Raw genomic sequence first — 24,625 nt, forward strand, 5'->3', positions numbered from 1 at the left:
CGATCAGCGGGGTGAAAGACAATAACGCTGATAGCGACAAGAAGCAGTTGCCATGGATAGTTGAAACCCTTCTCATCGTGGTGGTGGTTTTGGCCGTGGTGGGCCTTCTCCAGGCGTTTGTTGGCCGGCAATACGTCATTCCATCCTCGTCGATGGAACCTACCCTGCACGGATGCGATGGGTGCACCAATGACCGGATCTTGACGGAGAAGATTAGCTACTACGGCTCAGATCCTGAACCCGGTGATGTGATCGTCTTCGAAGGAACTGAATCCTGGAACGCCGGCTGGCAATCCCCGCGTTCTGACAATAGTTTCCTCGCCGCAATTCAAGAGGGGCTTAGCTATGTTTCACTGGCTCCGCCAAATGAAAATAACCTGGTCAAGCGCGTTGTTGCCACCGGTGGTCAAACCGTGCAGTGCCAAGAAGGCGACCCAGCTGTCATGGTTGATGGACAGGCAATCGATCAGTCTTATGTCTTAGATCCACCGACATACCCGGTTGATTCCGAAACCGGCTCTGATGCCTGCGGTGGCACCTACTTTGGCCCGATTACCGTGCCTGAGGATAATGTCTTTGTTATGGGCGATAACCGCACTAACTCAGCGGATTCCCGCGCGCATTCCTTTGATGAATACCAAGGCACTATTCCTTTAGAAAATGTTCGCGGCAAGGTAGCGCTTGTCTTCTACCCATTTAGCCGCATCGGTGGAGTCGATGACCCAGAAATCCAAGGATAATACCTCCCGGAGTGTGTGGTCACTGGTGTGGGAAGCTGTACTGATTATCGGTTTAGCTTTCGCACTGTTGGTCGGCACGCAAGCTTTCATCGGCAGGCCCTATGTCATTCCTTCGGCCTCGATGGAACCTACCTTGCACGGTTGTGAGGGCTGTACCAATGACCGCATCATCGTCGAAAAGCTCAGCTACTACTTTTCACACCCAAATCCGGGCGATGTTGTGGTCTTTGAAGGTCCCGACGCCTGGAATGTTGGGTTTACCGTTGACCGCTCCAATAACGTCATGGTGCGAGGCGTACAAAATCTTGTTGCTGCAGCGGGACTGCGCCCGAACACTAAAAATATTCTGGTCAAGCGCGTTATCGCGACCGAAGGCGATACCGTGCAATGCCGCGAAGGCGATCCCGGTGTTATGGTCAACGGCACCAAAACCAATAATTCTTTCATTAAAAGCCCACCTGATATGGAAATCCCTTCCACGGTTGGCTCGGATGAATGCGGCGGAAAGTACTTTGGCCCGCTGACCGTGCCAGAAGGAAACCTTTTTGTCATGGGCGATAATCGCACCAATTCCTTGGATTCGCGTTATCACTTAGGCGACCAGTTACAAGGCACCATTCCCGTCTCACATGTGAAAGGGCGTGTTCGCGCTGTGTTTTACCCAAGCTTTCACTCGGTAGGCTCCGAGACGGTTTAATATGCGCAAGTTGGTTCAAAAACGCACCTATGAGGTAGCACTTGCGAAAGCGGGCTTGGGGCCTGTCGCGGGAGTAGATGAAGCCGGCCGTGGAGCATGTGCTGGGCCAATCACTATTGCCGCATGCATTTTGCCGGAGAAGATCATTCCCAGCCTTAGCACCTTGACCGATAGTAAGAAGCTCACCGAAAAGCAACGGGAGCAGCTCTTTCCAGCTATTCAAAAGCACGCGCTGGCCTATTCTATCGTGCATGTTGACCCAGCGGATATTGATTATCACGGCATCCAGCACGCTAATGTCTCTGGGATGCGCCGTGCGGTTGCGCGGTTGGATATTCGCCCGCGGTATATCCTGACTGATGCGCTGAAAGTCTCTGGGTTTACAGCGCCATACCTTCCGGTAATCGGGGGCGATTTCGCTATTCGATGCATCGCTGCCGCCTCGGTATTAGCGAAAGTCTCGCGCGACCACATCATGGAAGAGCTGGAAGAACAGTATCCCGGCTATGCCCTGGGCAAACACAAAGGTTATGGCACTGCCATCCATACTGAGGCGATTGAAAGACTGGGGGCCACCCAGATACATCGGATGAGTTATTCCAACGTGGCGAAAGCACATTCACGCTTTGAAGTGACTAAAGTAAACCCAAGCACCGTCGAAGGAGAAAAATAGTGAGCGCTGAAGAACTGGAAAACTACGAGGCAGAAGTAGAGCTTTCTCTCTACCGCGAGTATCGCGATGTGGTTAGTCAGTTTTCTTATGTGGTGGAAACCGAGCGCCGTTTTTACCTCGCTAATGCCGTGAAACTGATTCCGCACACCAATGGCCCAGATGTCTACTACGAAGTACGCATGTCGGATGCTTGGGTGTGGGATATGTACCGCTCCGCGCGCTTTGTGCGCTATGTTCGTGTGATTACCTATAAGGACGTCAACATCGAAGAGCTGGATAAACCGGAGTATATCCTTCCTGAATAGCAGCACCTGTGGATAACTAAGCTTGTAAAACTAGTTATCCACAGTTATGCGTTTTGTAGACGCATCAATCATTGAGTTTCTTCTACCTGTGCCATGAAACTGGTTTATGACCAGTAGAAATGGCAAACAGAAAGAATTCAATGATTAATAAAACCACCAGAAAATCTGCCTTGGGCAAACGCGGTGAAAGATTCGCTGCGGATTTCTACCGCTCCCGCGGCGCGGAAGTTATTGCAGCGAATGTTAATTACGCAGTAGGCGAGATTGACCTTATTGTCCGCGAGAATAATGTCTTCGTCTTCGTGGAAGTTAAGACCAGAACCACGGCGAATTATGGTCTGGCGGAAGCGGTCACCCGACGCAAAATCGCTCGCATGCGTAAAGCTGCAGTGCAGTGGCTCAACGGCCGGCCGATATCTGAGGTGCGCTTTGACGTTGTAGCTTTGCTCGTCAACGGCTCATCATTTGAACTTCAGCATTTCGAGGCGGTGAGCTAGATGGCGCTGGAGTCATGCAAGACCATTGCTTTAGAAGGCGTTATCGGACACATCGTTGATATTGAGGCGAATATCGGCGCAGGGCTTCCCGGTATTCACGTGGTGGGGCGAACAGATACGGCAATCAACGAGTCCCGTCAGCGGATCAAAACCGCCATCATCAACTCACAATTAGCGTGGCCAAAGACCAAAATCGTGGTGTCTTTATCGCCTGCCTCGCTGCCAAAATCCGGCGCGCACTTTGACCTGCCCCTGGCTGTCGCAATTCTGTTAGCGGGGATGAAGGCGCAAGATGAGCAATTAGCTGCCGATGGCTACGCTACCTGGGGTACGGAATCTTTTGCAGAAAAGACTGCGAACACCCTGTTCCTTGGCGAGCTCGGTCTAGATGGCAGCCTGAAGCCAGTACCGGGAATACTCTCTGCGATGGTCGCTGCGCCAAAGCACGGCTATCACACGATCGTGATTCCGCCCGGAAACGCCGGTGAAGCCCAACTCGTTGAAGACACCCGGGTGCTGGTGGCACATAACCTGCGGGAAGTCTTCGAGTGGCTGCGCGGAAACCGGCACTTGAAAACCCCCGAGCACATACCCGCCCCGCAGCGAAATCAAACTCTAGACTTTGCCGATATCGCAGGGCAGCACGAGGCAAAGTTTGCCATCGAGGTAGCTGCTGCCGGTGGGCATCACCTCATGATGATTGGGCCTCCGGGTTCTGGAAAATCGATGCTTGCCGCCCGTATTCCGTCTATCTTGCCGAAGTTAAGCACTGCGCAAGCTGTGGAATCAACCGCCATTCATTCGATTGCCGGATCCATGGGAGAGATCATCGCGCATGCTCCTTTCATTTCTCCGCATGCCTCGCTATCCCGCCCGGCCCTTTTGGGAGGAGGCAGCGGCAACCCACGTCCCGGCGCTGTTAGTCTTGCGCATAATGGAGTTCTCTTCCTTGATGAAGCCAGTGAGATCTCCGCGGCCGTACTTGATAGCCTGCGTGCGCCTTTAGAAGATGGGGAAGTCCGCCTTGCTCGTGCGCAACGCGAAATTACCTATCCGGCGCGCTTCCAGTTGGTCATGGCTGCGAACCCGTGTCGCTGTGCCGCTGAAGACCCATCGAAATGCGTGTGCCGGCCACAGGTGCGACAAACGTACTTGCGCAATATCTCCGGCCCCTTGCGCGACCGTCTTGATATCGCGCTGGAACTAACCAGCCAAGCAGCGGTATTGCATACCGAAGATGAAGAAGCATCGAGCACCATTGCGCAGCGGGTGGCCTTAGCTCGCGATAGAGCAGCTTTACGATGGCAATCCCACGGTCTTGATATCACCCACAACGCCGCTATGCCCTCAACCTATCTGCGGCGACACTGCGCAGCGGATGAATCCGCGATGGCTTTGATGGGGGCTTATCTAGCAGAAGGACAGCTCTCGCAGCGCGGGGTAGACCGGTGCTTGAAACTGGCGTGGACCTTATGCGATCTAGAAGGCGAAGACATCCCCAACCTCGACCACATCGCGCGAGCCCTCAATCTGCGTGGGGAGGGATTTTAAAAATGTTTCTTTGCGATACTCCTGAGCAAGCATGGGTCTATATCAACCGGGTCGTGGAACCACCATCTCGAAATCTTGCGACATTGCTTAGCCAGCACCCAGTTGAGAAAGTCGCCTACGGTATCTACCACCAAGAATCTTGGATTGGGCCAGTTCTTGGGGAATCCGCTGCGCGCCGAGACTGGCTGCGGCAACAGGAAGACCTGGATACCCTGGCACGCATCGGAGCCCGGCTCATCACACCGGAAAGTACTGAGTGGCCAGATTTCGACCGGGCTTTTCGCTTCTTCGGAAATAGTGATGCACCCACAACTTTTGACCGCGAAGCAATCCCGCCTGTGTGCTTGTGGGTGCGCGGCAGACCCTTGAAAGAAACCGCAGCGCAATCAGTAGCGGTGATAGGAACGCGCGCGATTTCGCCCTATGGCACACAAGCAACCAGAAAGGTGGTTGCTGACTTAGCCAAACACCAATGGACGATTGTCTCCGGCGGGGCATTAGGTGTTGATACTGTCGCGCACTCGGCAGCATTAGAGATGCACACCCCGACCATTGCGGTAGCCGCTTGCGGCATTGACTATGACTATCCCGCGCGCAATGCTCCGCTGTTTCATCGCATCGCGCAGACCGGCACCGTGGTCAGCGAATTCGCGCCGGGCACCACGCCGCAGCGCCACCGGTTCTTATCGCGCAACCGCCTAGTCGCCGCGATGACCGCAGGTACCGTTGTCGTGGAAGCAGCTTTTCGCTCCGGTGCGCTAAACACCCTCAACTGGGCGGAAGCACTCGGCAAAGTCGCCATGGCCGTTCCCGGGCCGATTACCACCGCGGGCTCGTTGGGCTGTCACCAGCGCATCCAAGAAAATCGCGCGCAACTGGTCACCAGTGGGGAAGAGATACGTGAGCTCATCGGAAAGATTGGCGAAGCCGATTCCGGCGCGCAGTATGAATTAGACTTCGCCGCCAACCCAGTTCAGTCACTATCGCGCAATGAGCTGAAAGTCTATGACGCGGTTCCGGTCGATAGCGGACACACAGCCGAGGACATCGCACGCGATGCCGGCATGCGCGTTCCTTTGGTCGTCCACCTGTTGGTGATCTTGGAAAAGCAAGCACTTATTCGAAGGGAGGGCAAAAATTGGATTAAACTTCTAAACCATGAGTAATACCCAATTGGTTGAAGCTATTTATGACTTTGCCGAGCACCAGCGCCTGGTACTCGGCAGGTCTGAAGCGACCATTAAGGGATACACCTCAGATTTGCTGGACTTGGCAAAGACCATCGACAGCTTTTCTAGCTTTACTCTTCCTCGTCTGCGCAACTGGCTTGCCGCTGCAGTTGCTGAAGGCAAAGCGCGCTCGACTCTTGCGCGGCGCACTGCTTCGGTCAAAGCCTTTTCCACTTGGGCGGTTAAACAGGGCTATCTGCGCACCGATGAAGCCGCGAAGCTCTCAAGCCCGAAAGTTCCTAAACACCTGCCGAAGGTTTTAGACCCTAAAGAAGCCAGCGCGGCGATGGACAATGCGAAATCTGCAGACGAGCTACACTTGGTGCGCGATACAGCCATGCTCGAACTGTTATACGCCACCGGCATGCGCGTATCCGAACTAACTGGGATCGACCTGCATGAAATCGACTCTTCCCGGCAGACCATTCGCGTGCTTGGCAAAGGTAACAAAGAAAGAATCGTTCCTTTCGGCGATGCTGCCAACACTGCTTTAAATGCGTGGCTTGCGCGCCGGGAGGAACTCGCCAAGGACCCCGATGCGCTATTTGTGGGCACACGCGGAAAGCGCATCGATCAGCGGCAAGTGCGCAGGGTTGTGGAAGCTGCTGGCGAAGTTTCCCCGCACGCATTGCGCCACTCGACAGCAACACACCTTCTCGAAGGCGGCGCAGATTTACGCGTGGTACAAGAACTGCTGGGTCACTCCTCCTTGCAAACCACGCAGGTCTATACTCATGTCACGTCAGAGCGGCTGAAGAAAGTCTTTAACCAGGCACATCCACGGGCTTAAGACGGATAGTCGGAGCAAGCAGCGATAGGGGATTGATGTAATTGTCCTCGCCCGTGCGCGCACCCCAATGCAGGCCTGGGTAGCCATCAAAAGAATGCCCCAGCTTGCCGATGACTTCTCCTTCGCCCACCTGCTCGCCCTGCTTTACCCATGCGTGCACGGGTTGATAGGTGGTGCGAATCCCGCCATGTTGAATAGATACCGTAGGCGTTCCTGCCACCACGCCGGCAAACGCGACGGTGCCATCGCCCGCCGCAAGCACCTCATCGCCAACGCTCAAACGAAGATCCACGCCGCGGTGTCCAGGAAGCCAATTATGTTCCGGTGGGTCATAGGGACGTAAAACGGAAGTTGCATAAGACGCACCGGTAGTGGGGTCCACCCACGCGAGGAGAAAAGGGATAAACAAAAGCCATATTTTTCGCATGGTTTAAGCCTGATTTAGCAGTGGGCAAATGGACAGGGGAACATCGACAAGCACTGCGAAAATGTGGATAACTTGGCCAACTATATGACGGGGCAACAAAATATTGTGGACAACTTTCGCGCCGGTTTGATAAGTGAGAAGGTTCTGTCTAAACTCGTGCGTGCAGTGTGTCAAGAGCATGCTGACTTCGCGCGGCGAAGACAACTCATCGACAAGGTCCCTTCGCGGGTGTTGATTGAGATAGCTTCGCAGCCAGGGTGCGGCAAAACCGCACAATTATTGTACAAAACCGAAACTGAAAGCGAGCGAAACATGGCAGTTGTAACCATGCGCGAGCTCCTCGACGCTGGTGTGCACTTTGGTCACCAGACCCGTCGTTGGAACCCAAAAATGCGTCGTCACATCTTCACCGATCGTAACGGCATCTACATCATTGACTTGCAGCAAACCCTGACCTACATCGATGAAGCATTCGAGTTCGTCAAGGAAACCGTTGCTCACGGCGGTACCGTCTTGTTCGTTGGTACCAAGAAGCAGGCTCAGGAAGCAGTTGCTGAAGAGGCAACCCGCGTTGACATGCCTTACGTCAACCACCGTTGGTTGGGTGGCATGCTCACCAACTTCCAGACTGTCTCCAAGCGTCTGAAGCGCATGAAGGAACTTCAGGCAATGGACCAGGCTGAGGACGGCTACAAGGGCCGCACCAAGAAGGAAGTTCTCATGCTGACCCGCGAGCGCACCAAGCTGGAGCGCGTTCTCGGCGGCATCGCAGAGATGACCAAGGCTCCATCCGCACTGTGGATTGTTGACACCAACAAGGAGCACATCGCGGTTGCTGAGGCTCACAAGCTGAACATCCCTGTTGTTGCAATCTTGGATACCAACTGTGACCCAGATGACGTGAACTTCCCAATTCCAGGCAACGATGACGCAATCCGTGCAACCAAGTTGCTGACCGGCATCATCGCTACCGCTGTTGAAGAGGGCAAGAAGTCCCGCGAAGAGCGTCAGTTGGCAGCAGCTAAGGAAGCTGCTGGTGACACCACTGAGAAGGACGAGCGCGACGCAGCTGAGGCTGCGGCAGAGTCCGACCCAGCATCGGCTGAATAAGCTTATGTGACTTGCCCCCGTGCCGAGTACGGTGACGGGGGCTTGTTGTTGACATAGCCGACGGATGCAATGAAAATCGGCTACGCTATTTTTGTGAACATTGCTTGATTAAACAAGGAGGATCGCCCCGACTATGGCGAACTACACTGCTGCTGATGTAAAGGCACTGCGCGAAGCTACCGGCTCCGGCATGCTTGACTGCAAGAAGGCCCTGGAAGAAGCTGGCGGCGACTACGACAAGGCCGTCGAAATTTTGCGCATCAAGGGCGCAAAGTCCGTTTCCAAGCGTGCTGACCGTGAAGCTACCGAAGGCCTCGTTGCTGTTTCCGGTAACACCATGGTTGAAATCAACTGTGAGACCGACTTCGTTGCAAAGAACGCTGACTTCCGTGCTTTCGCTGACAAGATCGTTGAAGCAGCTGCTGCTGCTAAGGCTAACTCCACTGAGGAGCTCAACGCAGTTCAGGTTGAGGGCAAGGACGTAGCTACCGTCATCGACGAAGAGTCCGCAAAGATCGGCGAGAAGCTGCAGGCACGTCGTGCAGTTACCGTTGAAGGCGACAACGTTGCTGTTTACCTGCACCAGCGTTCCGCTGACCTGCCACCAGCAGTTGGCGTTCTGGTTTCCTACGAAGGCGACGCAGATGCAGCTCGTGCAGTTGCAATGCAGGTTGCTGCGATGAAGGCAGAGTACCTGACCCGCGAAGACGTTCCAGCTGAGATTGTGGAGAAAGAGCGCGAAATCGCTGAAGCTACCACTCGCGAAGAGGGCAAGCCTGAAGCTGCACTGCCTAAGATCGTTGAAGGCCGCCTGAATGGCTTCTACAAGTCCATCGTTCTTCTGGAGCAGGCTGCACTGTCTGACTCCAAGAAGACCGTGAAGCAGGTTGCTGAAGAAGCTGGCACCACCATCACCGGCTTTGTCCGCTACGAGGTTGGCGCTTAAGTTTTAAGCTGATGTGAAAACCCGGCCAGATGCCTGGCCGGGTTTTTGTGTGCCTAATGTAAGATAGAACAGACTCGAAATCACCATCAAGGAGACGTATCCCGTGACCACTGAAAGCCGTCGTACAGCCTATAAGCGCGTGATGTTAAAACTAGGCGGTGAAATGTTCGGCGGTGGGCAAGTCGGCATTGATCCGGATGTAGTAGAAAATGTAGCTCGTCAGATCGCAGAAATTGCTCGTTCCGGCACCGAGGTGGCAGTGGTCATCGGCGGCGGTAACTTCTTCCGTGGAGCAGAACTTTCCCAGCGTGGTATGGATCGTGCCCGTTCTGACTACATGGGCATGCTCGGCACGGTCATGAACTGCTTGGCTTTGCAGGACTTCCTGGGCCAGCTGGACGTTGACTGCCGCGTGCAGACCTCCATCAACATGGCGCAGGTTGCTGAGCCATATCTACCGCTGCGCGCTGTGCGCCACCTGGAAAAGGGACGCGTTGTTATCTTCGGCGCTGGCATGGGTATGCCATACTTCTCCACCGACACCACAGCTGCTCAGCGTGCATTGGAAATTGGTTGTGAGGTTCTATTCCTTGCCAAGGGCGTCGATGGCGTTTATTCCGACGATCCACGCTCTAACCCAGATGCAGAGCTCTATGATGAAATTACTCCACGTGAGGTCATCGAACGCGGCCTGAAAGTTGCAGATGCTACCGCATTTAGCCTGTGCATGGATAACTATATGCCGATTCTCGTATTCAACCTATTGACCGAGGGCAATATCGCCCGTGCCGTCAACGGTGAGCGTATCGGTACCTTGGTTCAGTCTTAGTCTGCTAAATTGAATTCGAATTAATAAGGAGATCACATCATGATTGATGAAATTCAGCTGGAATCAGAAGAGCGCATGGCTAACTCGGTGGAGCACACCCGTGAAGAACTGGTGACTATCCGCACCGGACGCGCTAACCCGTCTATGTTCAACGGTGTCGTTGCCGAATACTACGGTGTTCCAACTCCGATCACGCAGATGTCTTCCATCAGCGTTCCAGAGCCACGCATGCTGCTCATCAAGCCTTATGAGCAGTCCATGATGGGCGAGATCGAAAACGCCATCCGTAACTCCGACCTAGGTGTTAACCCAACCAATGATGGTCAGGTTCTGCGCGTTACCATTCCACAGTTGACTGAAGAGCGTCGTCGTGACCTAGTCAAGGTTGCGAAGTCCAAGGGCGAAGACGGCAAGATTGCTATCCGCAATATTCGTCGTAAGGCCATGGAACAGCTTAAGAAGCTGCAAAAAGATGGCGACGCTGGCGAAGACGAAATCGCTGCAGCTGAAAAGGAAATGGAAAAGATTACCCATAACTACATCGAGCAGGTCGATAAGCTCGTTGCCAATAAGGAAGCTGAGTTGATGGAAGTTTAATCTTCCTTAAGATTCTGTTCCCAGGTGCTGCCGTTGAAGCGGCAGCACTTTTCATATTGACGAAGGGCGACGATGAAAACTGTGCCAAAACCGAAAAATAGTGCCGGGCGTAATCTTCCGGTGGCTATTGGCGTTGGTATTGGGTTAGGTGCACTCGTAATCTTTGCGATGTGGGCTGGCCAGCTAGCGTGGTACATCGTCGTGGCGGCAGCAGTAGCAGTTGCCATGTGGGAAGTGCTGACACGCCTGCGTGAGCACTCTTATCACCTTCCACGCACCTTGATGATCCTCGGCGGTCAGGCAATGGTGTGGAGCTCCTGGCCTTTGGAAACTAAAGGTCTCATGGCGGTCTACGTCATTTCAGTCTTAGCGCTGATGTTTGGCAGGCTCTTTCACAACGGTAGGCATCGCCCGCCGATCAACTACCAGCGGGATATGTCAGTCGGCGTCTTTGTCCTGACCTGGATTCCGATGTTTGGCTCTTTTGCGGCGATGCTATCTGCCACGTCGCAGGGTGCTGCGACCATCTTGGTGTTTATGCTCTGCGTCGTCGCATCTGATACTGGTGGCTATATCACCGGTGTTATGTTTGGTTCGCACCCGATGGCACCAGCGGTTAGTCCGAAGAAATCCTGGGAAGGTTTCGCCGGCTCTATTGTATTTGGCATGGTCACCGGTGCGCTCAGCATTCACTTCTTACTCGAACGCGAAGCCTGGGTTGGCGCGATCATGGGCCTTGGCCTGGTGGTATGCGCGAGCCTCGGAGACTTGGTGGAGTCTCAATTCAAACGCGAACTGGGCATTAAAGATATGTCGAATATCTTGCCTGGCCACGGCGGTCTGATGGACCGCCTCGATGGTATGTTGCCAGCCGCGATGGTTACCTGGGTGGCTATTTCTTTCCTAGGCGTTTGATTTGGCGGCGCAACTCCAGCATGCGCCAGACGCCAATAAGAGCCATAAATAGTGCTCCGCCAATAGCAAAGAGTAAGAATGCGATTCCGGCGGGGAATGCTCCGGACCATGCGAAGATGTTTAGCTCTACCGACTGCTGATTTTGCAGAATGAACACAATCAACAAGATCAGAAGCAGGAAACCGATAATAAGCGCAATCCATGTAGACGCCGCAATAGAACCTTTGACCTTTGTAGGCTGCGCGGGGGTTGGCTCTACCGAGGTAGGTTGTACGGGGGCCGTTTCCCCAGTTGCAGATTCAATTTCGGTGTATTCGAATTCTTCATTAGGCGTAGTCATACTCCTCATTAAATCGCCTGAAATCGGTTTTGCCCACTCAACCCGCCCAAAATTGGGAGAAATAGGCTAAATCATGCGAAGATGTCGGATATGGCGCAACCAATTGAATTAAATTTTACAAAACCCCGTCGCGGGCTTCCTCCGAAGCACTTCGCTGACTACACCCAGGCAGAGCGCATTGAAATCCTAGCTGAGCTGGGTCTGCCAAAATTCCGTGCTAAGCAGTTGGCTAAGCACTACTACGTCCACCACACCGTGGATGTGGAAGAGATGACCGATATCCCAGAGTCCGCGCGCAAGGACATCCAGGAGAAATTCTTCCCACCGCTGATGACCCAGATCCGCGGCTTTTCCACCGACGACGGAGAGACCACCAAGTCCCTGTGGCGTCTGCACGATGGCACCCTGCTGGAATCCGTACTCATGCGTTACCCTGGTCGCGCAACGCTGTGTATCTCTTCCCAGGCTGGCTGCGGCATGGCATGTCCTTTCTGCGCAACGGGTCAGGGCGGCCTGGACCGCAACCTTTCTACCGCAGAGATCGTCGAGCAGCTCCGCAACGCGTCGAAGACCATGGAGGCTGAAGGCAGCCGTTTGAGCAACGTCGTGTTCATGGGCATGGGCGAGCCGCTGGCTAACTACAAGCGCGTTGTGCATGCTGTGAAGCAATTTACTGACCCTGATGGATTTGGGATGTCAATGCGCAACATCACCATCTCCACGGTTGGCCTGGCACCAGCAGTTCGCAAGCTTGCCGATGAAGGCCTGTCATGCACCCTCGCGATTTCCCTGCACACGCCTGACGATGAGTTCCGTAACGAGCTCGTTCCGGTAAACCAACGCTGGGATGTTGAAGAGATTCTGGATGCAGCCCGCTACTACGTAGACAAGACTTCGCGTCGTGTCTCCATCGAGTATGCGCTCATCCGCGACAAAAACGATCAGGATTTCCGCGCAGATATGCTTGGCGAAAAGTTGCACAAGGCACTAGGCTCGAAAGTCCACGTCAACTTGATTCCGCTGAACCCAACTCCTGGGTCCGAGTGGGACGCTTCACCAAAAGATCGTCAGGAAGAGTTTGTTCGCAGGGTAATTGCTCAAGGTGTGCCATGCACCGTCCGCGACACTAAGGGACAGGAGATTGCCGCAGCGTGTGGACAGCTCGCCGCTGAAGAAAGGCAATAATGGACGCACTTCGGATCGAAGGCCTCACCAAGAAATACGGCGACAAGATCGCTGTAGACAATCTCAATTTGAGCATTCCTTATGGCTCAATTTATGGCATCGTCGGTCCGAATGGAGCAGGTAAAACCACGACCTTGACCATGGTCTGTGGAATTACCAAGCCCGATGCAGGTACCGCGTGGATCGCGGGGCATGAAACCGGAACCTTAGAGTCCAAGAAGGCTATGGGCCTTTTAATGGATGGGGCACCGGTCTTTGAAAAGCTCTCTGGTGCTGAATACCTGCAATACCTTGGCGCACTGCGCAGCATGGCCGAGGAAGAAGTCCAAGAACGCAGCAGGGAATTACTTTCAGCGCTTGGGCTTGCCGATGCTGCGACGAAATACATCGGGGACTATTCCGCCGGTATGACTAAGAAGATTCTGCTTGCCGGCGCAATTTTGCATGATCCGGAAGTCCTCATCCTCGACGAACCTCTTGAGGCAGTCGACCCAGTTTCTTCTCGCATGGTGCAGCAGCTTTTGCGCAGCTATGCAGCACGCGGCGGAACCGTCATTCTTTCCTCTCACGTCATGGAGCTGGTCGAGGGACTGTGTGACCACGTAGCTCTCATCAACAATGGGCAAGTCGCAGTAGATGGCCCGCTTGATGAAGTACGCCAGGGCAAATCGCTTACCGATGTCTTCGTCGAGTACGCCGGCGGTGCCAAATTCGACGACTCAACCTTTACTTGGCTGCGGGGGAACTAATGACCTCCACGCTATTTAAACTCCACCGCACGCTGTGGTGGCGCACCATCAAATCCAACCCGACGGTGCTCGTCGCAGGCGGCATGATTTTGGTCTACGGACTTCTTAGCGTCTTGTCTATGGCTTTCGAAGTCAACTCTCCTGAGGCGCTACATGCACCCGTTGCCTTCGGCATGGCCGCGATGTTGATTTTGGCGATGGCGATGCCTGCCAATGAGCAACAAATTACGCAGGAAACTTTCCGTACGCTTCCGATAGACAACTTAAAGCCTGCGATGGCGCTTTCTTCTTTGTGGACCTCGCGCGCGATGCTGACGATATTTTTCACCATTATTTGGGCGGGCTTCGCCTTTACTCAGCTTCCTCTTGTCCAAGGCATTATGTTTATCATTGGCTCTGTTATCGCAGCAGCCACCACGATTGTGTACATGGATGTCATCGCGAAGATCGGCAAATCACGTAAGGAAGTTCTTGGCCTTATCGGCGGTATCGGAGTTATCGCCGTAATATTTTTCGCCGTCAACATCACCAACTCCGCAGCGATGGACCTCCCACTCGATGAGGTCGGCGAGATCTCAGCATGGACCCCGTTTGCGGCGGCAACTGGGTGGGCGACAGGGAGCATCGTCAAGCTGCTCATTGCTGTTGCAACCCTGGCCCTGGGGGTGTGGCTGTGGTGGCGCGATATCGAGGAAGCACCTGCGCGCGTCAAAGACCACGACAAGTCAGATTTAACTTTGCCGTTTGTGCCACATACGCCAACTGGTATCGAATTTGCGCGCAGTCTGCGCTACGTATTCCGTGATAACCGACTTCTGCTGTCAGTGTTGGTCCTTCCGATTGTGGTTATTGTTTTGATGGTGCAATCAACCGCGCAGGGAATTGCGGAGATTTCCTACATCGCAGTGGTCATGAGTGCGCTTCTTGCGGGCTCCATTGCTGTTAATGACTTCGGCTACGACGGGCCGGCAATGTGGGTAAAGATGGTTGCGCCGGTGCCAACTTCGCGGCTTCTACTCGCGCGGCACTGGGCACACATGTGCCTTTCTGCCTTGGTCACCGTAGTTTTTGCAATCATCATTTTGGTGATTCACGGAATCACGAGCGTCACCATGATGGTCTGTTTCGTCAGTATCGGCGTGTTGATGGTCTCAGCCGCACTTTCGTTACTCCTTACTGCATTTAACCCTTATCCGGTTGCACCTCCCGGAACTAGTCCATGGGCAGACAAATCCGGCTATTCGGGTGCCGCCTTTATCGCCGTCTTTGCGCTTATGTTCTTAGGCTGGATTCCTGTTGCACCTGGTGTGGTACTGTTCTTCCTTGGATATCAAGTTTTGGGCATAGCTATCGCGCTGATCGTTCCAGCTGCAATTTACGGTGGCGTTATTGCTCTGGTGACCAAGAATGCGGCCTCGCGTATGCCGAAGGTCTACGCGAAAGCAGGCTCCTGGGTTAATTAAAAGGGAGGTTCTTCATCGTCGAACCCCTGAAGAACCTCCTCGGTAACTTTTTCGCAACCTAGTCAACATCAGTCAATATCTGCGCGAAAGCACGTGCATTGCGTCGACGAGAGTTTTTGGCTTGAGCCACCGTCTGTGCCCACCGCGTCTTGGCATCGCACGTGGGGCCGTTTGGCGTCGTGGCCTCCCATGAACTGGCACTAGGTAGCCAAAAGATCTCGCGGGTAAGGGATCCATGATGTAGAAAGCACGACGGTCCGTCTTCACATTGTGTTGGTGTTGGCACAAGCTGGCGATATTTCGTGCTGACGTTGGGCCCCCGTCGCTGTGGTTACGGCGATGGTCTGTCTGGCTGTGGTGTGCTGAGATATAACGGCAAGCCAGCGGCACGTGCCGTCTAGTCCGACTACTGCTGCATGCTAAGACAATAAGGCGGATGATACTTTCCCGAATCTTTGTTCGATCGAGTGGGCAAAGAAAACCGCTTCCGATTGAACGGAAGCGGCAGGGGATTACTAATTACCTCTCCAGAGCTTGCTTCGAAGCAGGCTTTTCGCGCAGGTGCTCAACGAGGGCAGGGTCAATGTTGATAGCGCGTAGCTCGGCGTCGGATAGTGATGAGTAGTCGCCGCTCAAAGTCTTCTGGTTGTAGTTCCAGTCTGGTTCTACGTGGCCTTCAGGCTTGTTGTGGCCGGTCAGGGTGCGTACCTGGGAGAGCTTCGGCTGGAATGCGTGAATGAGCAAGCCAATAGCGACAAGGGCAGCCAGAGTGAAGAGCCAGATGGTTTCAACGTGACCGGTGTGGTTACCGAAGTTAAAGCCCAGCAGGATAAGTACTGTTACCCAACCAGCGATCTGGGTACCCGTGCGTGGGGTGCGGGACCAGCCGAAGCCAGCAGAAGGGACGTCAATGGTAGACACGCCGTCGTATACCTCTGGCGCCTTGTTGTGAGAAGACACGTGCTCTCCTTAGTTCTGTCAAAGCCACAATTCTCATCCTAACCTTAGTCCATCAACCATGTAGTTGTGATAATCCACCCCCGAATAATTCTTAAGATTGACTAAGGTGGGGTGAGTGAAACGTATTTTGATTCTTGGCTCAACTGGCTCCATTGGAACGCAAGCGCTTGAAGTAATTAGCGCCAATCCCGATAAATTCGAGGTCGTAGGCATTGCAGCGGGCGGTTCTGACCCTGCTTTGGTGGTGGAGCAGGCGCGAGCATTTAAGCTTTCTGCGCACCAGGTCGCGGTGGCTAACCCTCAAGCCGCGGAGAAGGTTGCGCAGGAACTCGGCGGGGCAGTCGTTGATTCGGCAGCGAAGTTGGTTCGCGAGATTGAGGCGGATACCGTGCTCAATGCGCTAGTGGGCTCCATGGGCTTGGAATCGACGCTGGCAACAATTGAGGCTGGGGAGATTCTTGCGCTGGCCAATAAGGAGTCGCTGGTAGCGGGCGGGGCTATCGTGATGGATAAGGTCAGGCCGGGGCAGTTGATTCCGGTTGACTCGGAGCATTCGGCGATGGCGCAGTGTTTGCGCTCCGGTGAGCGCGGGGAGTTGGCGCGATTGGTGCTGACTGCCTCTGGTGGGCCATTTCGGGGTTGGACACGTGAGCAGATGTGGGAGGTTACTCCGCAGCAGGCCGCCGCGCACCCGACGTGGTCAATGGGGCAGATGAACACGTTGAACTCGGCAACTTTGGTAAATAAGGGCCTTGAGCTCATAGAAGCCACTTTGCTTTTCGATGTTGATGCTTCGCTTATCGATGTCACCGTGCACCCACAGTCCATCATCCACTCGATGGCAACGTTCGTGGATGGCTCGACGATTGCGCAGGCCTCACCACCTTCGATGAAGCTGCCAATTTCGCTGGCGTTGGATTGGCCACATCGTGTCGCTGATGCGCAGCCGGCCCTGGACTTTACGCAGTCCTTCCAATGGCAGTTTGAGCCGGTCGGTGAAGCATTTTCTGCGGTTGACCTTGCAGCCGAGGTTGCAGGGAAGGGGTCTTTGCCCGCGGTTTATAACGCCGTGAATGAAGAAGCCGCGGCTGCGTTTTTGGCTGGGAAGATTAAGTTCCCGCAGATCGTTGATTGCGTTACCGAAGTTGTGGATTCTGCCTCCGCGTTTGCTGGTGTACCCTCAAGCGTCGAGGATGTGCTTGAGGTCGAAGCTGAAGCACGAAAGCGTGCGCACGACGTGCTGTCCGCTTGGTCATCTCGCTAAACAATTTAAGTAGAAGGTTTTCATGACGAATCTCTTGGGCATTGTGCTCTTTGCCCTCGGTATCTGTCTCACGGTTGCATTGCACGAGGCAGGCCACATGCTTACAGCGCGAGCATTTGGCATGCGTGTGCGCCGATTCTTCATCGGCTTCGGGCCGACGCTGTGGAGTTTCAAAAAGAATAAGACCGAGTACGGTGTTGCGGCATTACCGCTTGGCGGATTTTGCGATATCGCGGGCATGACTGCGCACGATGACTTCATCACTGAAGAAGAACGTCCTTATGTCATGTATAAAAAGCCGTGGTGGCAGCGCATTATCGTGCTCTCAGGCGGTGTGGCGGTCAACCTGATTCTGGGCTTCTTGATTTTGTTTGTGGTTGCGCAAACTGCCGGTTTAGCCAATCCCAATGCGGATGTGCGTCCCGTAGTTGATGAGGTGACGTGTTCAGCGGATCAATTGGACAACGGCGAGCTTGGTGAGTGCTCCGGTCTCGGCGCAGGGGAAGCAGCCGGCATTGAAGTCGGCGATAGAATCTTGACCCTTAATGGTCAAGAAGTTGCCACTTTTGAGCAGCTGCGCGAAGAAGTTCTGGTACGCCCAGGCGAAACAGTCACAATCGGGGTGGAGCGAGGTGCGCAAGTCCTTGAGCTTCCAGTAACTTTGGACTCTGTACAGCGCATTGTTGGCGGAGAAATGGTGGAAGCTGGCGCCATTGGTTTGGCGCAGAAACCCCTGGATATCATCGAAAAGCATGGCTTTATCAGCGCGTTTCCTGCGACCTGGAGCTATTCCATGTACATGCTCGATGCCACGGTGCACGGGATTGCGGAGTTCCCATCGAAGATTCCTGGCGTGGTCGCATCGATTTTCGGTGCAGAACGCGATGTGGAAGGCCCCATGTCGGTGGTTGGTGCATCGCGCGTCGGCGGCGAATTAGTTGAAGCGAATCTGTGGGCGGCGTTCTTTATGATGCTGGCATCGCTGAATTACTTCCTCGCTCTGTTTAATCTCATACCGCTGCCGCCATTTGATGGAGGTCATATCGCGGTAGTTATTTATGAAAAAATCCGGGATTTCTTCCGGAAAATTCAAAGCAAGGCTCCAGCTGGCCCCGCGGACTATACAAAATTAATGCCAGTAACCTACGTAATTGCTGCAGCTTTGATGTCAGTCGCTGCGGTAATCATCGTGGCTGACTTTGTCAATCCCATTAAATTGCTCGGCTAGAAACCGGTGCTAAAGTAGGGGAATCAAACCCCATGAAAACAAGGAGCGTAAATGACTATTGGTCTAGGTATCCCAGAGGGGCCTCCACCGACTTTGGCTGAGCGTCGGAAGACTCGTCAGCTTTTCGTTGGGGATGTCGGTGTGGGGTCTGACCATCCAATCTCCGTTCAGTCAATGACTACTACGAAGACACACGATGTTAACTCCACCCTGCAGCAGATTGCTCAGTTAGCAACTGCAGGTTGCGACATGGTGCGGGTAGCTTGCCCGAAGACTGTTGATGCAGAAGCACTGCCGGCGATTGCTAAGAAGTCCCCAATTCCTGTTATTGCAGATATTCACTTCCAGCCGAAGTACATCTTCTCTGCGATTGATGCTGGCTGCGCCGCGGTTCGCGTGAATCCCGGCAACATCAAGGAATTTGATGGCCGCGTGAAGGAAGTTGCTAAGGCTGCTGGCGATGCGGGAATTCCAATCCGTATCGGTGTTAACGGTGGCTCTTTGGATAAGCGCCTTTTGGAAAAGTATGGCAAGGCAACCCCAGAGGCCCTGGTTGAGTCGGCAATCTGGGAAGCAGGCCTGTTCGAAGAATACGGTTACGGCGATATTGCTATTTCCGTGAAGCACTCGGATCCTGTGTTGATGGTGGAAGCGTACCGTCAGCTCGCAGAACAGACTGATTATCCACTGCACTTGGGTGTGACCGAGGCGGGCCCGAAGTTTATGGGCACCATCAAGTCCTCTGTTGCTTTCGGCGCGCTGCTTTCTCAGGGCATTGGCGACACCATTCGTGTGTCACTGTCTGCTGACCCGGTTGAGGAAATCAAGGTTGGAGACCAGATTCTCCAGTCGCTGAACCTGCGTCCACGCAAGCTGGAAATTGTGTCTTGCCCATCCTGTGGTCGTGCACAGGTGGACGTTTATAAGTTGGCTGAGGAAGTCACCGCTGGTCTCGACGGCATGGAATTCCCACTGCGCGTTGCCGTGATGGGCTGTGTTGTTAACGGTCCAGGTGAAGCTCGTGATGCTGACTTGGGTGTTGCTTCAGGCAATGGCAAGGGACAAATCTTCGTCAAGGGCGAAGTTATCAAGACTGTTCCTGAGGCGAAGATCGTGGAAACCCTTATCGAAGAAGCGATGCGCATCGCTGAAGAGCAAGGCCTCGAAGCTGTCGAAGGCACGAAAGCGCAAGTTCGCGTAACGCGCTAGAAAATAGTTGTGTTGGTCAGCAAAAATTGCGACCTCGCTGCTAGGATTCTGACTCATGAAACGGTCGGTATCGCTGCTGTGCGCAGTAACATTTGCTGCGGGCACAGCCGTAGCGTGTACCCCTAAACCGGTTACTGCTGACCCCACCGTTGACTCCATCATTGAAGCGATGGAGTCCGGTGAACCTTTAGGCGAATACTTTGATAAATCCGCCGAAGTAGATGATGTTTTCTCGTCGACCTACGAAGGTCTGCAAGCAGAAAGCGTCGAGGTCGAACTCCATGGGATTGACCAAGATGAATCCCGGGCGACAGCGAATTACACCATCACCTGGGATCTGCCCCGTGATCGTGAATTGTCCTATGACACCTCCATGGTGTTAACAAAGGCCAATGAAGAATGGACGGGGCGTTGGCAACCTAGTTTGGTGCACCCGCAATTGGGTGCCAATCAGCACTTGGAACTACGTTCTATTCCTGCTGAGCGTGCGAGCGTAATTAGCTCCGATGGCGTGGAATTAATGCGCCCAGGGCTGCAGTACCGTGTTGTGGCGGATATGAGCCAAGTGGAAAGCGTGCGCGCGTTTGCAGGCAAGATAGCCGGTGCGATTGCGGAAGCAGGCGGGAAAGCTCCCGATGCCGATGACCTTGCTAGCCAGATGCGCGAAGTCGACGGCAACTTCTCTGTCGGACTTTATGATGAAAACGTTGGTAAGAAGCTTCAAGCGCGTTTTACCGATGACCGGCAGGTGCGTATCAATGAAGAACCAGCGCTGGTTCTACGTGATGAAGGTTTTGCGCGAGATTTAATGTCACGAGTATCCAACTTGGTCTCTGATGACGTCAATGGCACGAATGGCTGGTCCGTGGATGTCGTCAATGATGAAGGCGCGTCCTTTACCCAAGTCCTAGAGCATGCGCCTGATCCCTCGCCGGCTGTGCGCGTGAGCATTGACTACGACGTACAACGGGCGGCCGAAGAGGCTGTGAATTTGCGCGCGGATTCGCAAACAATGATGGTGGCCATTAGGCCATCGTCAGGCGAAATCCTGGCTGTCGCCCAGACTGAAGCAGCAGATCGCGATGGCGACGTTGCGTTGAGCGGGCAGTATCCGCCAGGATCGGTGTTTAAGATTATTACGGCAGCAGCGGGCGTCGATAAGCAAGGGCTAAACAGCGGTTCGATTGTTCCGTGCCCGGGAACGATGGATATCTACGGGCGCATCGTGACGAACTACAATGCTTTTTCTAAGGGCGATGTGCCGCTTATCGATGCTTTTGCGAGTTCTTGCAACACCACTTTTGCCGATATGTCTACGAAATTAGAGCCTGGCGAGTTGGCTAATGAAGGTAAGCAATTTGGGCTGGGTATCGATTATGAGATTCCAGGGCTGACCACGATGACAGGAAGCGTGCCAGAAGGGGAGACTCCACTGGAGCGCACCGAGGCTGGCTATGGACAGGGCTACGATCTCGCATCGCCCTTTGGCATGGCTTTGGTATCTGCGACGGTGGCTAATGGCCGAACCCCTGTTCCGACGTTGGTGTCGACTGAGGAGACTAAAGTTTCGGAAACTGTTGAGCCACCCTCAGAGCACGTGATTAATGAGCTGCGCGCGATGATGCGGCAAACGGTGACTTCCGGTACGGCTGCGGGCATGCAGGCATCGGGGGAAATTTTCGGCAAGACAGGTGAGGCCGAAATCAATAATGGCTCACACGCGTGGTTTACCGGTTATCGCTCTGATGATGATATTGCTTTTGCCACCTTGGTGGTCTTGGGCGGCGGCTCCGAGACTTCCGTGGCGATTACGGATTCTTTCTTCCAAAACCTGGATAAGAACCGAGCTGAACCCCAACGCGAATAGTTTCTTCTAGCGGTACTACGATGTAGGGCATGAGTACTCGTGAAAAACTAAAGCCTGGAAAGCCAACCCCTGTCCGCAAGGTTCCTGACCACATTGAACGTCCAGAATATGTCTGGAAAGACACTGTGCAAGAAGCGATGGGTGAGCCTTTTGTGCAAACCCCTGAAACTATTGAAGCAATGCGCGAGGCTTCCAAGATTGCAGCGAATGCTCTGAAGGAGGCAGGTGCAGTGGTAGCACCTGGTGTTACTACCGACGAAGTAGACCGCGTGGCACACGAGTACATGTGTGATCATGGCGCATATCCGTCAACGCTGGGATACCTGGGCTTTACCAAGTCCACCTGCGTGTCTTTGAATGAGATTATTTGCCACGGCATTCCCGATAGCACCGTTATTCAAGAAGGCGATATCGTTAACATTGACGTCACGGCGTATAAAAATGGCGTGCACGGCGATACCAACGCAACCTTCTTGGCGGGCGACGTTTCAGAAGAGCACCGCCTGCTGGTGGAGCGTACTAAGGAAGCGATGATGCGTGGCATTAAGGTGGCAAAGCCGGGGCGCGAAATTAACGTCATCGGCCGGGTTATTGAGTCTTATGCCAACCGCTTTGGCTACAACGTGGTCCGTGACTTTACCGGCCACGGCGTCGGCCCTACTTTCCACAACGGGCTTGTCGTCTTGCATTATGACTCCACGGCTTACCGCAACGTGTTGGAGCCAGGTATGACCTTGACTATTGAGCCCATGTTGAATCTCGGCTCTTTGGAATACGATATTTGGCCAGATGACTGGACCGTGCAAAACCGCGACGGCAAATTTACCGCGCAGTTTGAGCACACCATCGTCATTACCGAAGACGGTAATGAGATCTTGACCCTGCCTGATTAATTCCGCGCTTGAAATGCAAAAGTCGCAGCCAGCACCTGGTGTGACTGCGACTTTTTTATTCTAACTTCTAGAACTGAATGAAGTGTGGGAAGTAGCCGTTGTATACACCGTAGTTGTATGCAGCGATTACGCCACCTAGGGCAGTTCCGATAGCGGCAACAACGGTGCCATCACGCCAGATTCGCGACCAACCTGGGTTGGTGATGTCGCCGTTATCCTCCTGGTTGCCCTTTGCACTGCCAAGGAACTCGGTGCCAGATACGTCTTCACCGGCGTTCATCAATTCACCAAACTTCGAGGAGAGGGTGGGGAATTGTTCAGAGTTATCAGAGGATAGAACCTCTTGGGCGCGATCGGAGGATAGAACGGAAGAGCCCTCAACGAAGGAAGAGTTGGAGTTCTGGTGGTCGGGTTCCTCCGCGGAAGCAGCGGTGAGACCTGTGAAAGAGAGCGCAACTGTGGTAACTGCAGTAACGGCAGCGGTGCGGAATTTACGCATTAGAATGGAGCCTTTCGACGTGATTTTGTTTGAAGCTGCGGTTTACTGAATGAACTTGATGTAGTTAGCCAATGGGCCAACAATGAGTCCAATAATAGAACCGATGGATGCAAGGACAGTCAAAGCGTAAAAGCCCTGGGCCCAATCTGGGACGTTATCGAAATTCTTTGAAGAGCCGAAAATGTCTTGGCCGGTGAACTGGGTGTTCTTATCGTTGCCCTCGCCGCGGTCTACCACAGGTGAATCGGCGATCTTCGAAGATAGGGTAGGAGCAGAATCGGCGGTTCCGGACTCGGACGACAACGAGGAGGTGTCCCCTTCTTCGGCGGAAGCGATGGTGGTTCCACCGAAAGCAACAGCGATTGCAGTTGCGCCGGCGATAGCAGCGTTGCGGATACGCATGTGAATTTATCCTTAGGATTCGTACTGGCAGAGTCTCCAGGTGAAGACGATTGTGTTATTGGAAATCCAGAGGTTTTCCAGATACACGCGGACGCCGGGGAAGCGGCAGTATCCGGTGTCACAAACGAACTCTAACGAATAACCTTGTTGTTCGCAGAGGTATAACGGAAATTCGAGTTTATATTCAAGAATTGTGGGGGATGTAGATTATTCTCCGCCGCAAAATATCAGTAAAAGTTCAGGTTATTGCCACGTTGAAATAATTGAGTACTCAGAAAGACGAGCAATGTGATTATTCCCACAAGGGAGTCGACGGTTGTGAAAATACTACCGGGAGAGGTGCGTATCTACATTGCAGAGTTATTGAGCATCCGTGCGATCTCCCGGTTGCCCTTGTGGGTGATGTGGGTGCTGAGGTTGTGAGGAACCCCAGTTTCTACTAGTCCAGCCACATAGCGCTGGGAGTTATTCGCACACATGTTGTTGTACTTCGTCGCAGCGTTGAGGTTGTAGAAGTTTACGTTATTAGCGCGTGCAGCACGGTACATGTTGCTGTTGATGAATTTCTCGGTGTTATGTGCAACCGAGAGGAAATCTAGGTTAAAGCCAGAGCCAAAGCCTTGGGTACGAACTGGGCACAGCGCGCCGTTGGGGGCGGACACCGCGGGGTAGGAAACTACCGTGATTTTTGCGTTAGGTGCAGCGCGCTTAATGCGGCTGATGTTTTCGCGCATGCCCTTGAAGTAATCCTCGCCGAGGATAGCGTCAGAGCTGGCCCCAGTGACAGGATTGTCAGTGATGAGGCTCGGGGCGTCGTTAGCGCCGAACTGGATGAGCACGCTGTCAGTGTTGGCGTTGAGCGTGTTGCGGTTTAGCGCGTGGCTAACCTGCGACTGCATGTTGCTGCGCTTGGAGGTGCCACCGGCTTTTGCCGAAGAGCACGCCATATTGACGACGTCGTGGCCGAACTTCTTGAGCTCATTGCCAATATTGGATTGCCCCTGTGGGCAGCCTTGTGGGGAAGGGGAACCCGGCTGGCCCTGGTAGAAAATGTCACTCGAACCTGGCGCGGCCTGGATGCCGCCTACCTGTGCGTAGGTGGGGTTGGCGAAGAAGGAATCACCGAACATTACCACGTTGCCTGCAGGAGCCGCGTTGGCAGCAGTTGTAGATAAGGCCAAAGCAGCAACGGTTGTGGCAACTACGCCGAGGAACTTTTTCATTATTGACAGGGCTTTCGTAGCGAATGATTACTGAACC

At 53.8% G+C, this 24,625-nt stretch carries 27 protein-coding genes; 21 read left to right on the forward strand and 6 right to left on the reverse strand.

The genetic code is table 11. The features are described 5' to 3' along the window. Positions 1–11: 11 nt before the first annotated feature. From lepB (CSTAT_RS05260) to CSTAT_RS05295, 8 genes are all read left to right on the forward strand, one after another. Positions 12–740 carry a signal peptidase I gene (gene lepB / locus CSTAT_RS05260; protein ID WP_066797502.1) on the forward strand — a complete coding sequence of 243 codons (729 nt, stop codon included), beginning with the start codon at positions 12–14 and terminating at the stop codon, positions 738–740. After that, a complete protein-coding gene (gene lepB / locus CSTAT_RS05265) occupies positions 718–1,437 on the forward strand; it encodes a signal peptidase I (protein WP_075722724.1) in 720 nt (239 codons plus the stop codon). The genes lepB (CSTAT_RS05260) and lepB (CSTAT_RS05265) overlap by 23 nt, the downstream gene beginning before the upstream one ends. 1 nt (position 1,438) lies before the next feature. Then, positions 1,439–2,110: a ribonuclease HII gene (locus CSTAT_RS05270; RefSeq protein WP_075722725.1), complete on the forward strand. Its 672-nt coding sequence runs from the start codon at positions 1,439–1,441 to the stop codon at positions 2,108–2,110. Then, complete coding sequence (locus tag CSTAT_RS05275) at positions 2,110–2,415, forward strand: DUF2469 domain-containing protein (RefSeq protein ID WP_003845360.1); 306 nt, start codon at positions 2,110–2,112, stop codon at positions 2,413–2,415. Before CSTAT_RS05270 ends, CSTAT_RS05275 begins: the two co-directional genes overlap by 1 nt. 140 nt (positions 2,416–2,555) lie before the next feature. Continuing rightward, positions 2,556–2,912 carry a YraN family protein gene (locus CSTAT_RS05280; protein ID WP_066793317.1) on the forward strand — a complete coding sequence of 119 codons (357 nt, stop codon included), beginning with the start codon at positions 2,556–2,558 and terminating at the stop codon, positions 2,910–2,912. Continuing rightward, entirely contained in the window at positions 2,913–4,463 is a 1,551-nt protein-coding gene (locus CSTAT_RS05285) for a YifB family Mg chelatase-like AAA ATPase (protein ID WP_066793320.1), read from the forward strand. Between the two features lie 2 nt (positions 4,464–4,465). After that, positions 4,466–5,629: a DNA-processing protein DprA gene (gene dprA / locus CSTAT_RS05290; RefSeq protein WP_075722726.1), complete on the forward strand. Its 1,164-nt coding sequence runs from the start codon at positions 4,466–4,468 to the stop codon at positions 5,627–5,629. Beyond that, positions 5,622–6,482: a tyrosine recombinase XerC gene (locus CSTAT_RS05295; RefSeq protein ID WP_075722727.1), complete on the forward strand. Its 861-nt coding sequence runs from the start codon at positions 5,622–5,624 to the stop codon at positions 6,480–6,482. The genes dprA and CSTAT_RS05295 overlap by 8 nt, the downstream gene beginning before the upstream one ends. On the opposite strand, the gene CSTAT_RS05300 is transcribed toward CSTAT_RS05295, so the two are convergent. After that, positions 6,457–6,909, reverse strand: coding sequence for a M23 family metallopeptidase (locus CSTAT_RS05300; protein ID WP_066793327.1), 453 nt, complete (start codon positions 6,907–6,909; stop codon positions 6,457–6,459). The two genes, CSTAT_RS05295 and CSTAT_RS05300, sit on opposite strands and share 26 nt — an antisense overlap. Before the next feature lie 312 nt (positions 6,910–7,221). Here CSTAT_RS05300 and rpsB point away from each other — a divergent pair, with 312 nt between their 5' ends. The 5 genes from rpsB to CSTAT_RS05325 all read left to right on the forward strand — a co-directional run bounded on the left by rpsB (position 7,222) and on the right by CSTAT_RS05325 (position 11,306). Continuing rightward, complete coding sequence (rpsB, locus tag CSTAT_RS05305) at positions 7,222–8,019, forward strand: 30S ribosomal protein S2 (RefSeq protein ID WP_075723809.1); 798 nt, start codon at positions 7,222–7,224, stop codon at positions 8,017–8,019. A gap of 133 nt (positions 8,020–8,152) precedes the next feature. Then, positions 8,153–8,965 carry a translation elongation factor Ts gene (tsf, locus tag CSTAT_RS05310; RefSeq protein ID WP_066793329.1) on the forward strand — a complete coding sequence of 271 codons (813 nt, stop codon included), beginning with the start codon at positions 8,153–8,155 and terminating at the stop codon, positions 8,963–8,965. A gap of 142 nt (positions 8,966–9,107) precedes the next feature. Continuing rightward, complete coding sequence (pyrH, locus tag CSTAT_RS05315; RefSeq protein ID WP_066797507.1) at positions 9,108–9,794, forward strand: UMP kinase; 687 nt, start codon at positions 9,108–9,110, stop codon at positions 9,792–9,794. A 39-nt stretch (positions 9,795–9,833) separates the two neighbouring features. Further along, the gene (gene frr / locus CSTAT_RS05320; protein ID WP_066793331.1) at positions 9,834–10,391 is read left to right on the forward strand and encodes a ribosome recycling factor; all 558 of its coding nucleotides are present in this window, start codon (positions 9,834–9,836) and stop codon (positions 10,389–10,391) included. A 72-nt stretch (positions 10,392–10,463) separates the two neighbouring features. Further along, positions 10,464–11,306, forward strand: coding sequence for a phosphatidate cytidylyltransferase (locus CSTAT_RS05325; protein WP_066793334.1), 843 nt, complete (start codon positions 10,464–10,466; stop codon positions 11,304–11,306). Here CSTAT_RS05325 and CSTAT_RS05330 read toward each other — a convergent pair. Continuing rightward, a complete protein-coding gene (locus CSTAT_RS05330; RefSeq protein WP_075722729.1) occupies positions 11,284–11,646 on the reverse strand; it encodes a LapA family protein in 363 nt (120 codons plus the stop codon). The two genes, CSTAT_RS05325 and CSTAT_RS05330, sit on opposite strands and share 23 nt — an antisense overlap. 90 nt (positions 11,647–11,736) lie before the next feature. Here CSTAT_RS05330 and rlmN point away from each other — a divergent pair, with 90 nt between their 5' ends. The 3 genes from rlmN to CSTAT_RS05345 are packed head-to-tail and all read left to right on the forward strand — an operon-like array spanning position 11,737 to position 15,043. Then, positions 11,737–12,831 (forward strand): dual-specificity RNA methyltransferase RlmN, encoded by a 1,095-nt coding sequence (gene rlmN / locus CSTAT_RS05335; RefSeq protein ID WP_066793340.1) that lies wholly within the window; start codon positions 11,737–11,739, stop codon positions 12,829–12,831. Continuing rightward, positions 12,831–13,580 carry an ABC transporter ATP-binding protein gene (locus CSTAT_RS05340; protein WP_075722730.1) on the forward strand — a complete coding sequence of 250 codons (750 nt, stop codon included), beginning with the start codon at positions 12,831–12,833 and terminating at the stop codon, positions 13,578–13,580. Before rlmN ends, CSTAT_RS05340 begins: the two co-directional genes overlap by 1 nt. Beyond that, positions 13,580–15,043, forward strand: coding sequence for an ABC transporter permease (locus tag CSTAT_RS05345; RefSeq protein WP_066793346.1), 1,464 nt, complete (start codon positions 13,580–13,582; stop codon positions 15,041–15,043). Before CSTAT_RS05340 ends, CSTAT_RS05345 begins: the two co-directional genes overlap by 1 nt. Positions 15,044–15,562: 519 nt before the next feature. Here CSTAT_RS05345 and CSTAT_RS05350 read toward each other — a convergent pair. Next, the gene (locus tag CSTAT_RS05350; RefSeq protein ID WP_066793350.1) at positions 15,563–16,003 is read right to left on the reverse strand and encodes a DUF2631 domain-containing protein; all 441 of its coding nucleotides are present in this window, start codon (positions 16,001–16,003) and stop codon (positions 15,563–15,565) included. Positions 16,004–16,118: 115 nt separating this feature from the next. Between CSTAT_RS05350 and dxr the strand changes: the two genes are divergently transcribed. Genes dxr through map form a run of 5 tightly spaced genes read left to right on the forward strand, consistent with a single transcriptional unit; the run spans position 16,119 to position 22,464 of the window. Continuing rightward, positions 16,119–17,267: a 1-deoxy-D-xylulose-5-phosphate reductoisomerase gene (gene dxr / locus CSTAT_RS05355; RefSeq protein ID WP_075722731.1), complete on the forward strand. Its 1,149-nt coding sequence runs from the start codon at positions 16,119–16,121 to the stop codon at positions 17,265–17,267. A 22-nt stretch (positions 17,268–17,289) separates the two neighbouring features. Then, positions 17,290–18,495: a M50 family metallopeptidase gene (locus CSTAT_RS05360; RefSeq protein ID WP_075722732.1), complete on the forward strand. Its 1,206-nt coding sequence runs from the start codon at positions 17,290–17,292 to the stop codon at positions 18,493–18,495. Positions 18,496–18,546: 51 nt separating this feature from the next. Continuing rightward, positions 18,547–19,704: a flavodoxin-dependent (E)-4-hydroxy-3-methylbut-2-enyl-diphosphate synthase gene (gene ispG / locus CSTAT_RS05365; RefSeq protein ID WP_066793359.1), complete on the forward strand. Its 1,158-nt coding sequence runs from the start codon at positions 18,547–18,549 to the stop codon at positions 19,702–19,704. Positions 19,705–19,759: 55 nt separating this feature from the next. After that, positions 19,760–21,571: a penicillin-binding transpeptidase domain-containing protein gene (locus CSTAT_RS05370; protein ID WP_075722733.1), complete on the forward strand. Its 1,812-nt coding sequence runs from the start codon at positions 19,760–19,762 to the stop codon at positions 21,569–21,571. A 29-nt stretch (positions 21,572–21,600) separates the two neighbouring features. Next, positions 21,601–22,464 carry a type I methionyl aminopeptidase gene (gene map / locus CSTAT_RS05375; RefSeq protein ID WP_066793364.1) on the forward strand — a complete coding sequence of 288 codons (864 nt, stop codon included), beginning with the start codon at positions 21,601–21,603 and terminating at the stop codon, positions 22,462–22,464. Positions 22,465–22,531: 67 nt separating this feature from the next. On the opposite strand, the gene CSTAT_RS05380 is transcribed toward map, so the two are convergent. The 3 genes from CSTAT_RS05380 to CSTAT_RS05390 form a co-directional block, all read right to left on the reverse strand. Beyond that, positions 22,532–22,963 (reverse strand): hypothetical protein, encoded by a 432-nt coding sequence (locus CSTAT_RS05380; RefSeq protein ID WP_075722734.1) that lies wholly within the window; start codon positions 22,961–22,963, stop codon positions 22,532–22,534. A gap of 42 nt (positions 22,964–23,005) precedes the next feature. Further along, the gene (locus CSTAT_RS05385) at positions 23,006–23,365 is read right to left on the reverse strand and encodes a hypothetical protein (protein ID WP_075722735.1); all 360 of its coding nucleotides are present in this window, start codon (positions 23,363–23,365) and stop codon (positions 23,006–23,008) included. 347 nt (positions 23,366–23,712) lie between these two features. After that, complete coding sequence (locus CSTAT_RS05390) at positions 23,713–24,588, reverse strand: GDSL-type esterase/lipase family protein (protein ID WP_075722736.1); 876 nt, start codon at positions 24,586–24,588, stop codon at positions 23,713–23,715. Between the last annotated feature and the right edge of the window lie 37 nt (positions 24,589–24,625).

Source organism: Corynebacterium stationis (assembly GCF_001941345.1).
GTDB lineage: Bacteria > Actinomycetota > Actinomycetes > Mycobacteriales > Mycobacteriaceae > Corynebacterium > Corynebacterium stationis.